11 protein-coding genes are annotated in these 14,647 nt (G+C 64.6%); 2 read left to right on the top strand and 9 right to left on the bottom strand.

Features of this window, described 5'->3' with window-relative positions; translation table 11 throughout:
* Window positions 1–5: 5 nt before the first annotated feature.
* From HOY34_RS07215 to HOY34_RS07190, 6 genes are all read right to left on the bottom strand, one after another.
* Window positions 6–800: an SDR family NAD(P)-dependent oxidoreductase gene (locus HOY34_RS07215; RefSeq protein WP_172361345.1), complete on the bottom strand. Its 795-nt coding sequence runs from the start codon at window positions 798–800 to the stop codon at window positions 6–8.
* Between the two features lie 116 nt (window positions 801–916).
* Window positions 917–2,851 (bottom strand): sigma-54-dependent Fis family transcriptional regulator, encoded by a 1,935-nt coding sequence (locus tag HOY34_RS07210; RefSeq protein WP_216654674.1) that lies wholly within the window; start codon window positions 2,849–2,851, stop codon window positions 917–919.
* 261 nt (window positions 2,852–3,112) lie between these two features.
* On the bottom strand, window positions 3,113–4,297 hold the full coding sequence (locus HOY34_RS07205) for a CaiB/BaiF CoA transferase family protein (protein ID WP_172361341.1): 1,185 nt from the start codon (window positions 4,295–4,297) through the stop codon (window positions 3,113–3,115).
* A gap of 71 nt (window positions 4,298–4,368) precedes the next feature.
* Window positions 4,369–5,043 (bottom strand): 3,4-dihydroxy-2-butanone-4-phosphate synthase, encoded by a 675-nt coding sequence (gene ribB, locus HOY34_RS07200; protein WP_366926927.1) that lies wholly within the window; start codon window positions 5,041–5,043, stop codon window positions 4,369–4,371.
* Between the two features lie 32 nt (window positions 5,044–5,075).
* A complete protein-coding gene (locus HOY34_RS07195) occupies window positions 5,076–6,164 on the bottom strand; it encodes an LLM class flavin-dependent oxidoreductase (protein ID WP_172361339.1) in 1,089 nt (362 codons plus the stop codon).
* 52 nt (window positions 6,165–6,216) lie between these two features.
* Window positions 6,217–6,747: a flavin reductase family protein gene (locus tag HOY34_RS07190; protein WP_172361337.1), complete on the bottom strand. Its 531-nt coding sequence runs from the start codon at window positions 6,745–6,747 to the stop codon at window positions 6,217–6,219.
* Between the two features lie 301 nt (window positions 6,748–7,048).
* On the opposite strand from HOY34_RS07190, the gene HOY34_RS07185 reads away from it, so the two are divergent.
* On the top strand, window positions 7,049–8,122 hold the full coding sequence (locus HOY34_RS07185) for a 2,3-butanediol dehydrogenase (RefSeq protein WP_172361335.1): 1,074 nt from the start codon (window positions 7,049–7,051) through the stop codon (window positions 8,120–8,122).
* Between the two features lie 155 nt (window positions 8,123–8,277).
* On the opposite strand, the gene pcaF is transcribed toward HOY34_RS07185, so the two are convergent.
* Genes pcaF through HOY34_RS07170 form a run of 3 tightly spaced genes read right to left on the bottom strand, consistent with a single transcriptional unit; the run spans window position 8,278 to window position 13,029 of the window.
* Window positions 8,278–9,483 carry a 3-oxoadipyl-CoA thiolase gene (gene pcaF, locus HOY34_RS07180; protein WP_172361333.1) on the bottom strand — a complete coding sequence of 402 codons (1,206 nt, stop codon included), beginning with the start codon at window positions 9,481–9,483 and terminating at the stop codon, window positions 8,278–8,280.
* A gap of 17 nt (window positions 9,484–9,500) precedes the next feature.
* A complete protein-coding gene (locus tag HOY34_RS07175; protein ID WP_172361331.1) occupies window positions 9,501–11,567 on the bottom strand; it encodes an FAD-dependent oxidoreductase in 2,067 nt (688 codons plus the stop codon).
* Between the two features lie 7 nt (window positions 11,568–11,574).
* The gene (locus HOY34_RS07170; RefSeq protein WP_172361329.1) at window positions 11,575–13,029 is read right to left on the bottom strand and encodes an NAD-dependent succinate-semialdehyde dehydrogenase; all 1,455 of its coding nucleotides are present in this window, start codon (window positions 13,027–13,029) and stop codon (window positions 11,575–11,577) included.
* A gap of 277 nt (window positions 13,030–13,306) precedes the next feature.
* On the opposite strand from HOY34_RS07170, the gene HOY34_RS07165 reads away from it, so the two are divergent.
* Window positions 13,307–14,467, top strand: coding sequence for an acyl-CoA dehydrogenase family protein (locus tag HOY34_RS07165; RefSeq protein ID WP_172361327.1), 1,161 nt, complete (start codon window positions 13,307–13,309; stop codon window positions 14,465–14,467).
* Window positions 14,468–14,647 lie beyond the last annotated feature (180 nt).

Genomic DNA, 14,647 nt, shown 5'->3' with positions numbered 1-14,647 from the left:
AGTCCTCAGCCCAGCGAGAACCCGCCATCGACCGCCAGAGCCTGACCGGTCAGATGCGGCGCGCAAGCCATATAGACAACCATCTGTCCCATATCCTCCGGTGTCTGCGCCTCACCCTGCGGCAGAAAGGAGTGCTGATGCCGCGCCCAGGACTGCTCTTCGGTTTCCCCAGGCAGAGCCCAGAGCCCGGACAGCCCCGTCTCGCCGCGCCACATGCCGGTAGCGACGATCCCCGGGCACAGCGCGTTGACGGTGATACCCTCCTTCGCGACCTCCTTTGCGATCGCGTTGGTGAAGCCGATCACGCCGAATTTGGACGCGCTGTAGTGTGAAAGGTTCGGGAACCCAACCTTGCCCGCGATCGATGATGTATTGATGATCCGTCCGAAGCCCGCCTTGCGCATCAGCCGGATCTCCGCCTGGCAACAAAGGAAGACCCCGCGCAGGTTGACGTCGATCAAGTCGTCCCATTGCTCGACAGTCAGGTCCTCGATTCCGCCCAGGCTGACGACTCCTGCGTTGTTTACCGCGATATCGAGCCGACCCCAGGTGGTTTCGATGCTGTCGATCATCGCCTGAACGCTCTCGGGATCGCGGACGTCGACGACGATCGCGGCGCTCTTACGCCCCAGGGCCTTGACTGCGGCGGCCCCCTCTTCGGCGAGAGCCGCATTATAGTCGGCGATCAGCACATCGGCGCCGGCCCCGGCCAATGCCTTCGCGATACCTGCGCCGATCCCACGGCCTCCACCCGTGACAAGGGCGACACTTCCGCTCAGGGAAAACTGAGAATCTGCCAAGATTTTTCCTCCATTCTTGACTGCTGAAACAGGGCATCGCCGGAGCGCAGGATCGACTGGCACCGCCTCGCGCCGGCGAAAGGATCGGGACCTTGTCCCACGGCGGGGCGCGAGGACTACGAGGCCTCGACGCGGACCTTGCCGATGTTGATCTTTCGATAGAGCGTTGCCCGCGACACGCCGAGATACCTGGCGGTCAGCGAGACATTGCCGTTGTTGTGACGCAGCGCAGCCTGGATGCGCGAGGCTTCCGACTTCGATCGCGCGGTCAGATCGGTGTCCGCGATTTCCGCAACGATGTCGTCAGGCAGATGATCGAGCTGGATGAAGCGGTCATCGCACAGAGCCGCCGCATGTCGAAGCGCATGCTGTAGCTCCCGTGCGTTTCCGGGCCAGTGATAGTTGAGCAGAACAACGCGTGCCTCGTCACCGAGCCGAATGTTCGCTTTGCCCAGTATCTGCGCTTCGACTTCCAACATCTCGAGGATCATGCCTTCGAGGTCGGCGATCGCCCGAAGCGGCGGCAGCACGATCGAACCACCCTTGAGCCGATGAAGCAGACTTGCACGCGGGCGGCCGTCCTTCTGCATCTGTTCCAACGAAAGATTGGTATTGGCGACAACGGAGATCCCGTTTGCCCCTGCGCTGCGATCTCTTTCCAGCATCCCGAGAAGTGCAATTTGCCCCGCGTCGTCGAGCTCATCGATCCGGTCCAGGATCAGGCAGGCACGGCCGCGGGTTTGACTGATGGATCGGATTGCACGGCCGGCCTCATCACCAGACATCGCCGCGCAGTCCACAAAGATCATCTCGCCCTCCCGCGCCAGACAGCGGGTAGCGACAGCCCTGGCATAGGCCGATTTACCTGTGCCGGTCTCTCCCACCACGATCAGTGGCAGCCCAGATTGAAGAAGGCGTTGCCCGCGCTCCAGAGCGATTTCAGAAACTGGTCCCATACGCGACAAACGGGGCTCTGAAACCTCATCGACCATTTGCACCTTTGAAATCACTTCGCTTTGTGCCGGGTTCCGACCGCCGGAGCGGGCCCTCCAGCGCGGCGATTCTGACACGGGCTCGCGCACCAATGCCTGCAGACGACGCCCGTAGGCATGCATCCGTATAGTCTCGTCAGGACGGATCATGCCCAGATCAGAGTCGAGATCGAACGCCTCTTCGACTCTGCGCCCAAGGACCTCCGCGAGAGAAACACCGACCAAAGCCTGCAGGTTAGAAGTGCCCGCACGAATGCGGCCCTGGTCATCCAGTGCCACATGGCTCGCTTCGGCCAGTTCCGCATCGACAACGTCCACCGCGATCCGCAACAGGCGGCTCGTCCGATGCTGCCGAAGGAACTGACGGTTCTCTATGCGCAGCGCCGCGCGTTCCACAATATCGCGCACGACACGGTTCGCCCGCATATCACCACCCGAAGCGGTGGTCACGTTGATCGCGCCTTCAATAGCGCCATCCCGACCAAATACGGGCGCCGTCATGCAGGTGAGCGCCCGGGTTGAGCTCCCATAATGCTCACCCCCCGCAATGGCGATTGAACGACCTGTGCGAAGGCAGGTCCCGACACCGTTCGTACCCTGACGCTCCTCGACCCAGACCGACCCCGGCTGAACGCCGAAGGCCGACATATTGTCCAGGAATGGGAAATCGCACCGGAACAGCATCATGACCGCCTCGGGCGATGCGAAGGATACGAGATACTCGCTGTCGACCAGTCTCATAAACAGCCGTTCGACCTCAGGTCCCGCAATGCCGATCATCTCGTGATGTCGATCCGCAAGCTCACGCATCTCGGAATGGGTAAGCACAGCCGCGCGCGGCACACGATCAGGGTCGAGATTGTATTCTGATAGACAGCGCTTCCACGAGTCGGCGACAATGCCTGACAGCGGGGCCGCTACTTCCTGGCTTCGGGCGGCACGCAGCCGGTAAACTTCCTGAAGCGAAGCATCCGTTCCACAATGTTCCGCGCTATTCCCCTGCTCCCACATCTTGCTCCTCCCAAAGCAATCTCCGGAATATGAATTCGGATCGGTCATGGTCTCGAGTCAGGGCCGGCCCAAATGCCTTCTGCCTGTCACGATCATGGATGTCCGTGCCTCTTCATCTCCCCCTGACCTTCTGGCTCCTCAGACAGAAGGTCGGCAGATGCTACATTGAGAAACGAAGTTTGGTATATGGCTCAGGAGAGACAAAGCAGGCGGAATGACTGTCTCAAATGAGACTGGCCACAGATCGGGCCTCCAGGCGGATCACCGGGGCTGAAATCCGGTCAACTCAGTTCATCGGAAATCCCATGCTCATCTGACCACGGCCTCTCCGAACAGCGCGGCGATCTTCGCATCATCGAAACCGAAACGACCAAGAACCTCACGGCTGTGCTGCCCGATGCTGGGTGGGACCAGTCTGACCGAGCCGGGCGTCCGCTTGAGTTTCACCGCAAGGCCCGGTCCGCGATAACCCTCGTAATCGACCGTCATTTCGCGGCTGCGGGTGTGGTCGAGCGCCAGCGCCTGCTCGACCGACAGGACCGGCGCGCAGGGAACGCCAAGCTCCATCAGCCGCTCGAAAAGCGCCAGACCGTCGTGCGGGCTCAGCAGAGGCTCGATCCGCGCGCGCAGGCTCTCGCGATTCACCACCCGGTCGCCGTTGGTGCGGTAAAGCGGATCGGTACCCAGGGCCTCGTCGCCGAGCTCACGGCAGAAGGTGCGGAACTGGCGGTCGTTGCCGATGGCAACGAACAGCTTGACCGTGCCGGTCGGAAACAGGTCGTAGGGCACGATGTTCGGGTGCCCGTTGCCGGTGCGGATGGCCTTGCCGCCGTTCAGCACATTGGCTGCATGCGGATGCAGCATCGCGATCGCGGTATCGTAGAGCGTGACCTCGACCATCTGTCCCTTGCCGGAGCGATTGCGCTCCAGCAGGGCCATCAGGATTCCCATGGCGCCATACATGCCGGTGCAGGTGTCGACGACCGGAACGCCGATGCGACAGGCGTCGTCAGCCGGGTCGCCGTTGATCGCCATCAAGCCCGACATCGCCTGGATCGCCGCATCGTAGCCCGGAAGCCCTCCATATTCGCCGGTATCGCCGAAGCCCGAAACCCGACAATGGATCAGGCGGGGAAAACGGCGGGTGATCTCGGCCGGATCGTTGATCCCCCATTTGGCCCAGGTCCCGAGCTTGAAGTTCTCGATGAACACATCTGCCCGTTCGAGCATCTCGAACAGCACTTCCATTCCGGCTGTGGTCGAAAGGTCGATGGCCAGGTCCTGCTTGTTGCGGTTGAGGCCAAGGAAGTAGGGTGCGACGCCATCGACGAAGGGCGGGCCAAAACGTCGGGTATCGTCCCCGTCAAAGGCCTCGACCTTGGTGACCTCTGCGCCATAGTCGCCCAAAAGCTGGCCGGCGAACGGCCCGGCGAGCACCCGCGAGGCATCAACTACGACCGTGCCGTTCAGGCAGCCCGAAGGCAATGTGTTCATGTTCGCTCCAGCGGGCTTCAAGGAAAGATAGCCGCCCCCATCAGCATCAACGGGGGCGAGCAAAGTAAGGGTCAGATATCGCCGCGCGCCCTGCGCCACTCGATCATTTGCGCGACGGAGATGGTCTGGAGCCCGAAACGGCGGGCGAAGGCAGCGATCTGTTCGCCCCGCATCATAGTGCCATCCGGATTGACGAGTTCGCCGAGCACTCCGACCGGCACATGACCGGCAAGCCGGACGAGATCCCAGGCGGCCTCGGTATGCCCTTCGCGGGTCAGGACACCTCCCCTGCGCGCACGCAGGGGAAAGATGTGCCCGGGCCGACGCAGCATTCCCGGTTGAGGTGTCGCCGCCGACAGCACGTGGAACGACAGCGTTCGGTCACTGGCCGAGACACCCGTCCCGCAGCCGACAGCATCACAGGTCACGGTGAAAGCCGTTGCCTGTGGGTCGTTGTTGTGCGCAACCATCGGGGGCAGACCAAGCGCCTCCGCCCTGTCGTCATCCATCGCCGCGCACAGGATGCCCGTCGTATGGTTGACCATGAAGGCGACCATCTCTGGCGTGATGCCCTGCGCCGAGGCGATCAGGTCGCCCTCGTTCTCACGGTCATCGTTGTCGACAACGATGACCATGCCGCCTTCGGCAATGATCCCGATGGCCTGGCTCACCGGATCCGTTTCGTGCGGGACCACGCGAAAAGGCAGCGCTTCCGACGCAGGCTCGATCTTGCAGTCAATATTCACGATAGATACTCCGGTTTACCAGTCCACCTGGCTCAGGACGCGTTCACCATCGGCAAAACCTCTTGTGCGAGGCTGCGCATCGTCAGACGCTCACGCTCGAGGTTCTCACCGCTGCCGTCCATTGCCGCCATCAGCAGCGTGCCGAAGGGGCCGGACCGTTCGCGCAGACTGTTGATCTTGTCCGCCACGGTCTTGGGCGAACCGAAGATGACCGATGCGCGGACGATATCCTCGACGGTCACATCCTCATCCTTCATGTCGGGATCGGGCTTGATCACCGAAATATAGTCGGCGCGTTTCAGCACCTGGAACAGATAGTCGAAGTAGTAGAAGTTCGAGCCCTTGGGATCCATCAGCCAGTCCTCGGCCTGCGCATCGCTTTCGCCGATCAGCACGTTGCGCGCGATGGTCCAGTCCTCGCCGGTGGGTTCGCGCCCGATCGCCTCGCAGCCCTCGACATATTTTTCCCAGTGGCTGATGATCGTGCTTTCCGGGGCGAAGTTCGCCGAAACCGGCCGGTAACCCTTTTTCACCGCGAAGGAAATCGAGCTGCTGCCCGGCGACATCGAAGTCAGCGCGATCGGCGGATGCGGCTTGGTATAGGGCTTCTGCATGAAGCCGACGCCGAGTTCGGGGATGATGTTCTCGGTGATCTTGATCTGCCAGTGCTTGCCCTGGATGTCATAGGGCGGATCCTGCGACCAGATCTTCAGGATCATCTGCATCGACTCGGCCATGCGCTCGTTGCGGATGCCGGCATCAAGGTTACCGAACAGTTCCATGTCGGACGCGAGTCCGCCCGGGCCGACACCGAACACGAAGCGGCCCTCGGCCATGTGATCGAAGAGCGCGACCTCGGCAGCCACGATGGCGGGATGGCGGTTCGGAAGGCAGACCACGCCGGAGCAGAGCTTGATGTTCTTCGTTTGCGGCAGAAGCGAGGCGAGAAAAACCAGCGGCGAGGTGATCGGCTCGGTGGTCGCCGACATGTGCTCGCCCACCCAGGCCTCGGCAAAGCCGAGCTCGTCGGCATAGATGATCTTCTGGGTGTTTTCCTTCACGACATCCGAAAGCGCGCGGCTGGCCGGATGCAGCGGCATATGGAACAGTCCGATTTCCAAAGTATTCCTCCCTCAGGTTTGCTCAACGCCCGGATGGGCGCAGTTGAAAGTGTCAGGCCACGCGGGAGCGGATGGAAACCCGCTCCCCATTCCGCCATACGAGCGGTGCGGACTCGTGCATCCCGGCCCCAGGCAAAACGACATCGTCGACCTGACCGAAGAAAACCGTGTGAGTGCCGAAGTCATGTGCAGCGACAACGGTGCACAGATGCGACGCCAGGGCGCCGCGCAGGACTGGAAGCCCGTGCAGCCCCTCGGACCAGTCGTCGGTCGCGAAACGCATTTCCCGCATATCGCTGCGCGAAAAGCGTTCAAGGATAGCGCCATGATCCTCGGTCATAAGGTTCAGACAGAACGTGCTGCTGGCGGCGATCACCGGATGGATCGACGCCGTGCGATTGACGGCGACCATCATCGACAGCGGATCCATCGACAGCGAAGTGGCGCTGGTCACCGCCATCCCGTGCCGCTTGCCCGACCCATCGCGGGCGGTCACCAGAGAGATGCTTGCCGCGGCAAGGCGCATGCTGGCGCGAAAACGATCCGTCAGGGTCCCGTCTACACTCACGTCATTCATCATCATCTCCAGCCTCCTCTTTGTCGCGCCGGGCAAATGCCTGCCGAGCAATGCTCCCGACGCACGTCCTCCAGCTGTGCGATCCATGGATATCAATCGGTTAGCATCTGTATACTGGCCCAATTGCGCCAATCCGGGCTTGCCCGCTGTCTCATGAGAGACAGTTGTCACCGGAAAGGGAGAGCAATTACTTCTGTTCCTGCTGCCGTCGGCGCACCCGCGCTCTTCAAAAAGCCGAATTCCGTGGATCCGCCGATGCAGTCCGCCTGACACCTCCGTCAGGTGGCACGAGGGAGGAGGAAACCCCATGAAAGCACTGCGTTTCCACGCAGCCAAAGACCTGCGCGTCGAAACCATTCCGGAGCCGGCGGACCCTGCGGCGGACGAGGTGGTAATCCGCAATCGCTATGTCGGCATCTGCGGCACCGACCTGCATGAATATGCCTACGGGCCGATCTTCGTGCCGAAAGAGCCGCATCCCGTGACCGGAGTGTCCGGTCCCCAGGTCCTGGGCCACGAATTCGGCGGAGTGGTCACGAAAGTCGGCCGCGACGTGACGCATGTCGCCGTCGGCGACCGTGTGTCTGTCCAGCCGTTCATCACCCCGCGCAGCGGCGACTATTACATCGACCGTGGCGCCTTCAACCTGTCGGACACGATGGCGCTGGCCGGGCTCAGCTGGGTTGGAGGCGGAATGGCCGAGGCCTGCCTGCTGAAGGGCTATAATGTCTACAAGGTGCCTGAGGCCCTGTCGGATACCGATGCGGCCCTGGTCGAGCCGACCGCCGTCGCCGTCTACGGCTGTGACCGTGGCGGGGTGAAGGTAGGTGATTCGGTTCTGGTGACCGGCGCCGGGCCGATCGGCCTTTTGACCCTGCTGGCCGCGCGCGCGGCCGGGGCGGTGCAGCTCTTCGTGTCCGACCCCAACCCGACGCGGCTGGAGATCGCCAAGGGTATCCTGCCGGATGTCGTGACCATCAATCCGAAAGAGCAAAATGTCGGGGATGTCGTCCGCGACGTGACCGAAGGAAATGTCGGCGTGGATGTCGCGCTGGAATGCGTCGGCAACACCTTCGCCCTGCAGGCCTGCGTCGATGCCGTGCGCAAGCAGGGGGTCGTCGTCCAGATCGGCCTGCATTCGGGCGAGGCGCCCGTGAACTGGTTCAACGTGGTCTACAAGGACATCGACATCCGGGGGTCCTGGGCCTACCCGAGCCAGATCTGGCCGCGCGTGATGCGCCTTCTCGCCTCGGGGCAGATCCCGGCACAAAAGGTGGTGACCCGGACGGTCACGCTCGATACCGCGATCAAGGAAGGCTTCGACGTGTTGCTCGATCCCGCGGGCAGCCACCTGAAGATCCTGATCAACCTTCAGCCGTAACAGTCGCCACGGCTGCCCGGAAGGACAGCGGAAGGGCCGGATCACGGAAATACGCGAACCGGCCCTGATCTGTTTCGGGATGCCTCTGCACCGGCAGTGATCACTGCCGGTGCAGAGGTTCGGCACGACGGACGCGCCTTATCAGCCAGACACTCTTACGCGCGCTCGAGCAGCAGCGCGACGCCCTGTCCAACGCCGACACACATCGACACGATCGCCCGGCGCGCATCCGTGCTGTGAAGGTCCAGCGCCGCGCTGCCCGCGATCCGGGCCCCCGACATGCCCAAGGGATGGCCAAGCGCGATGGCCCCGCCATGGGAGTTCACCCTCGGATCGTCATCGGCGATGCGCAGCCCCCGCAGACAGGCCAGAACCTGCGAGGCGAAAGCCTCGTTCACCTCGAACAGGTCGATATCCGCCGTGCCGAGCCCCGCCCGCTCCATCAGCTTGCGCACCGCTGGGACCGGGCCGTAGCCCATGATCCGGGGCGCAACCCCCGCCGCCGCGCCACCGGCGACGCGGGCCAGAGGGCACAGCCCGTGGCGTTTCACCGCCGCCTCCGACGCAAGCAACAGCGCGGCGGCGCCGTCGTTCACGCCCGAGGAATTGCCCGCGGTGACAGAGCCATCGGCGCGCACCACCGGCTTCAGCCGCGCCAGGTCCCCGGCCGTGGTCTGCGGGCGGGGATGTTCGTCCTGCATCACCTTGACCGTCTTGCCGCGGCCGGCCGGGACTGTGACCGGCACGATCTCGCGCGCGAAAAAACCACTGGCTATCGCCGCCCCGGCCTTTTGCTGCGAAGCCAGCGCGCAGGCATCCTGATCGGCGCGCGAAATCGCGAAATCCGTCGCGACATTCTCGGCAGTTCCCGGCATCGGATCGACGCCGTATTGCGCCCGCATCTTCGGGTTTACGAAGCGCCAGCCAATGGTGGTGTCCTCCATCGCGACAGTCCGGGAATACGCGCTTTCCGCCTTCAGCATCACGAAGGGGGCGCGACTCATGCTTTCGACGCCACCCGCAATGGCCATGTCCATCTCGCCCGCGCGGATCGCCCGGGCCGCAGTCAGCACCGCCTCGAGCCCCGAAGCGCAGAGCCGGTTCAGCGTGACGCCCGGCACGGATTCGGGCAGTCCCGCCAGCAAAAGCGCCATGCGCGCCACGTTGCGGTTGTCCTCACCGGCCTGGTTGGCGCACCCCATCCACACCTCCTCGATGGCGGCCGGATCGAGCTCGGGTTGACGCGCCAGCAAGGCCGTCAGCGGCACGGCCGCGAGATCGTCCGTGCGCAACGCCGCCAGCGCGCCGCCGTGACGCCCGATCGGGGTCCGCACATAGTCGCAGATGAACACATCGCTCATGGTCGTTTCCTGTCGGTTCAGTCGTTGAGGTCGGCAAAGGCCGTCCCGGTGTCGGCGAGGCGGCGCAGCAGCGGCGGCACCCGCCAGGTGAGCGGATCGGCGACGGCCAGTTCCTCGATCCGGCGCAGGATCGCAGCGGTGCCCAAGGTGTCGGCATAGTGCAGCAGGCCGCCGCGCCAGCGCGGAAAGCCGTAGCCATGCACCAGCACGATATCGATATCGCGCGGGCGCGCGGCGATGCCTTCATCGAGGATGTCCGCGGCCTCGGCGATCATCGCCAGCAGAATCCTGCCCGAGATGTCCTCGGGGGCGAAGCTCCGGCGGGTGACGCCAGCGCCTGCAGAAGCTTCGAGGATGACCTTTTCCACCGCCGCAGAAGGCATGGGCCTGGCCTTGTCGTCGTAGTCATACCAGCCCGCGCCGGACTTGCGGCCGAGGCGCTTCATATCCTCGACCAGCATGTCGGCGACCGGGACATGGCGGATATCCGTCCGGTCCTTAAGGTTCTGGCGCTTGCGGTTGGCATAGGCGATGTCGAGCCCCGACATGTCCTGCGCGGCATAGGGGCCCATGGCCATGCCGAAACCGCGCATCGCGGCATCCACCTGCCCGGGCAGCGCGCCCTCGATCAGCAGGATATCGGCGACCTGACGATAACGGGTCAGGATGCGATTGCCAATGAAGCCGTCGCAGACGCCCGCCAGCACCGGCATCTTGCCCAGTCGTTTCGCCAGCGCGAACGCCACCCCCAGCGTCTCCGCCGAAGTCCGCTCGCCGCGCACGATCTCCAGCAACTTCATGATATGCGCCGGGCTGAAGAAATGCAGCCCGAGGAACCGGCCCGGATTGTGGATACCATCCGCCAGCCGGTTCACGTCGAGATAGGAGGTGTTGGTGGCAAGGATCGTCGTCTCGGGCTGGCTGGCCGGCAAGGTGGCAAAGATGCCGCGCTTGACCTCCATATCCTCGAAGGCGGCCTCGATGGCCAGATCCACCTGTGGCAGGGCGTCGAACCCCGCGACGCAGGTCAGCCGCGTGGCGATCCGCGCCGCCGCATCGGCGGACAGCGCGCCGCGCTTCACTCCCTGCTGCACCAGCCCATCGACATTCGCCTGCGCCCGAACCTGCCCGGCGGCATCGGTCTCGACCACGGTGACATGGATACCGCTGCTCGCCAGTGTATAGGCGATCGCGGCGCCCATGTTGCCGCCGCCCACGACGATGGCGGTCTCTATCGCGCCGACCGGCGCGGGGAAGGCCTTGCCCGCCGAAAGCGCCGCCCGCTCGGCAAAGAAGATATGGCGCAGCGCGCGCGACTGATCCGCGCCGCGCAGGTCGAGGAACGCCTTCCGCTCGGCCGCAAGGTTGGCCTCCAGGGGATGCTCTGCCGCCGCCTCGACCAGGCCGATGGCGATCAGTGGCGCCGTCTGTCCCGGCATGCGCCTGGCCACCAGCCCGCGCGCCGCTTCGATGGCCGCCGCATCGGCCTCGGGTGCGGGACGGACATCCGCGACGAGGGCGCCGCGCAGCGTGGCCTCGTCCAGCGCCTTCGCCGCCGCGACCGGATCCTCGGCGATCGCGTCGATCATGCCCAGATCGAGCGCCTCCGCCGCCTTCACGCTGCCGCCCTGGCCGATCAGATCGACCGCGGCCGCGATTCCCGTCAGCCGGGGCAACCGCTGCGTGCCACCCGAGCCGGGGACGATCCCGAGCGTCACCTCGGGCAGGCCCAGCCCCGCCGAGGGTGCCGCGATGCGATAGCGGCAGGCCAGCGCGATCTCGCAGCCGCCGCCGAGCGCGATGCCGTTGATCGCGGCGACCGTGGGAATCGACAGCGCGGCGAGCCTTGCGAGTATCTCGTTCAGATGCGGCGCCAGGGGAGGGCCGTCGAATTCCTTCGCATCCGCACCGGCGACAAAGGCGCGCCCCGCGCCGGTCAGGATGATGCGGCCAACCCCGGCCTCGACCGCCTGTATGATCGCGGCATCAAGACCGGCGCGCGTTGCCTGGCCGAGGACGTTCAGGGGCGGATTGTCGATGGTGATGAGGGCCACGCCCCCGGCGATCTCGCAATGAACGGTCATCTGATCCTCACGCCACGGGCCGGGTCATCATCGATACGAATTTGGTGTTGAGATAGGCGTCGAAGGTCTCCGACCCGCCCTCGGTGCCGTATCCGCTGTCCCGGACCCCGCCGAAGGGAGTTTCCGGCAGGGCGAGGCCGAAATGGTTCACGCTGACCATGCCCGCCTGCAACCCGGCCGCTGATTGCTCGGCGCGCTCCAGCGAACTGGTGAAGACATAGGAGGCAAGGCCGAGCGGCAGCCGGTTCGCCCGCGCCAGACCGTCCTCGATGCCACGGAAGGGCGACACCACCGCGATCGGGCCGAAGGGTTCGTCGTTCATCAGCGCGATCTCGTCGCCCTCGGTGGTGACGATGGTCGGCGCATAGAAGTTGCCGACATTGCCGATCCGGCTGCCGCCGGTCACCACATTCGCCCCGCGCTCGACCGCATCGGCGACAAGGGTTTCCATCGCGGCGACACGCCCGGGATGGCACAAGGGCCCCATCTGCACACCCGGCTCCAGCCCGTCGCCGACCTTCACCTTAGAAAAAGCCCCCGCCAGTTCGTCGACGAACCGCTCATATCCGCGTTCCTGCACGAAAAACCGTGTTGGAGAGATGCAGACCTGCCCGGCATTGCGCAGCTTGTTCGCCGCCAGCGCGCGGGCCGCGGCCTCCGGATCGGCATCGTCGAAGACCAGCACCGGCGCATGACCGCCGAGTTCCATCGTCAGCCGCTTCATGTGACGACCCGCCAGTTCCGCCAGATGCTTGCCCACCGGGATCGAGCCGGTGAAGCTGAGCTTCTTGACCTCGGGCCGCGCCATCAGCGTCTGCGAGATCAGGTTCGAATCCCCCCAGAGGAGGTTGAGGCAGCCGTCCGGCAGCCCGGCCTCGCGCAGGAGGTCGGCCATCGCCATGACCGAGGACGGCGTTTCCGCCGCTGCCTTCAGGATCACGGTGCAACCAGAGGCGAGCGCCGCCGCGATCTTGCGCACCGCCTGGCTCATCGGGAAGTTCCAGGGCGAGATCGCGAGGCAGACACCCACCGGCTCGCGCAGGACCTGCTGCTGCACCCCGGCGATGCGGGCGGGAATGATGCGCCCATAGATGCGCCGCCCCTCCTCGGCGTGCCAGTCGACGTGATCGGCGCCCGAGCGGATCTCGACCACCGCTTCGGCCAGCGGCTTGCCCATGTCGCGCGTCAGGTTGGTCGCGATGGCCTCGGCATTGGCCCGGAGCAAATCGGCGAACCGCCGCAGGATCGCGCTGCGATCGTAGGCCGACATTGCGCGCCATGTGGCGAAGGCCGCTTCGGCCGCGCTGACAACCCGGTCCAGATCCTGCGGCGTGGCCGAAGGCATCATCCCCAACTGTTCACCCGTTGCTGGGTTGATCACGGGCCGGGCCTCACGCGCCTCGGGGCCGATGCGCTCGGCGCCGATCACAAGCTCGATCCGGGGATACGGGGTGGAATGCATCACAGGTCCTCCTCATTGCCGACAGCCAGCACCCCGGATGTGATCCGAAATGGCCGCATCCGGCCCCAGCTAAAGCTGCGCCGCCACATTCCCCTTCATTGCTAGAGGGAACCTCACCCCTGCGGCAATTGTCTCTTGTGCGACAGGCTATCCCTGCCGTGCTGCCACACCTGCGCCAGTTACACGTTTCCCAAGTGTCTGATATTCCTGCTGTGAAATGCTGATCGCCGGACGGCTTCAGCCATCCGGCCGCCAAGAGAGAAGGACACGCCAGACCATGAGCCTGGATGCCGAGACGCTGAAGCAGTTTCTGGAAACGCTGGATCGGTTCGTGCGCGAACGGCTTGTGCCACATGAAGCGCAAGTTGCCGAAGACGATCGTATCCCGACCGGCCTCATTGCGGAAATCCGAGAGATGGGCCTGTTCGGCATGTCCATTCCCGAGGAATTCGGCGGGTTGGGCCTGACCATGTCCGAAGAGGTTGCCGCCGCATTCGTGCTTGGCCAGACCTCGCCCGTCTTCCGCTCGCTGGTCGGCACCAACAACGGCATCGGCTCGCAGGGGATCATCATCGACGGGACGCCCGAGCAGAAGGCGGCCTATCTGCCGAAGCTCGCCAGTGGCGAGATGATCGCGTCCTTCGCGCTGACCGAACCCGAGGCGGGCTCCGACGCCGGATCGCTGCGCACTTCCGCCCGCCGGGACGGCGATGACTTCGTGCTGAACGGCACCAAGCGGTTTATCACCAACGCACCGCATGCGGGCCTGTTCACCGTCTTTGCGCGCACCGATCCCACCTCGAAGACGTCCGCCGGCGTCACTGCCTTTCTGGTCGAGGCCGGCACGCCGGGCCTTTCGATCGGCGCCATCGACAAGAAGATGGGGCAGAAGGGATCGCATACCGCCGATGTGATCCTCGAAGACTGCCGCGTTCCGGCCTCGGCCATCATCGGCGGGCCCGCGCGCGAAGGACAGGGCTTTAAAACCGCGATGAAGGTGCTGGATCGCGGGCGGCTTCACATCTCGGCCGTCTGCGTCGGCGCCGCGGAACGTCTGATCCGCGACAGCCTGGCCTATGCGATGGAGCGCAAGCAATTCGGCGAACCCATCGCCGAAAAGCAACTGGTGCAGGCCATGCTGGCTGACAGCCGCGCAGAGGCCTTTGCCGCCCGCTGCATGATCGAGGAAACCGCGCGGCGCAAGGACGCGGGGGCCAATGTCTCGACCGAGGCCGCATGCTGCAAGATGTTTGCCTCGGAGATGGTGGGCCGCGTGGCCGACCGCGCGGTGCAGATCCACGGCGGGGCGGGCTATGTCGAGGAATACGGCATCGAGCGCTTCTATCGCGATGTGCGCCTGTTCCGCATCTACGAAGGCACGACCCAGATCCAGCAGCTGGTGATCGCCCGCAACATGATCCGCGAGGCCTCGGCCTGACGCGACCGCATTCGGATGGCCTCCTCCCCGCGAATTCGCGCCATCCGAAACAGGGAGCGGCCCCCGTCCGATGCGGGGGCCGCTTTCCGTTCAAGGATGGTTCTCGCTGACCGGCAGATTTTCTCTGTCTTTCTTTGGGGAACCGCCTAGATTGGTAGGGTGTACGGTCGGCCAGACCGA

This window comes from Pseudogemmobacter hezensis (assembly GCF_013155295.1).
GTDB lineage: Bacteria > Pseudomonadota > Alphaproteobacteria > Rhodobacterales > Rhodobacteraceae > Pseudogemmobacter > Pseudogemmobacter hezensis.
This window is presented reverse-complemented; position numbering and strand designations above follow the sequence as displayed.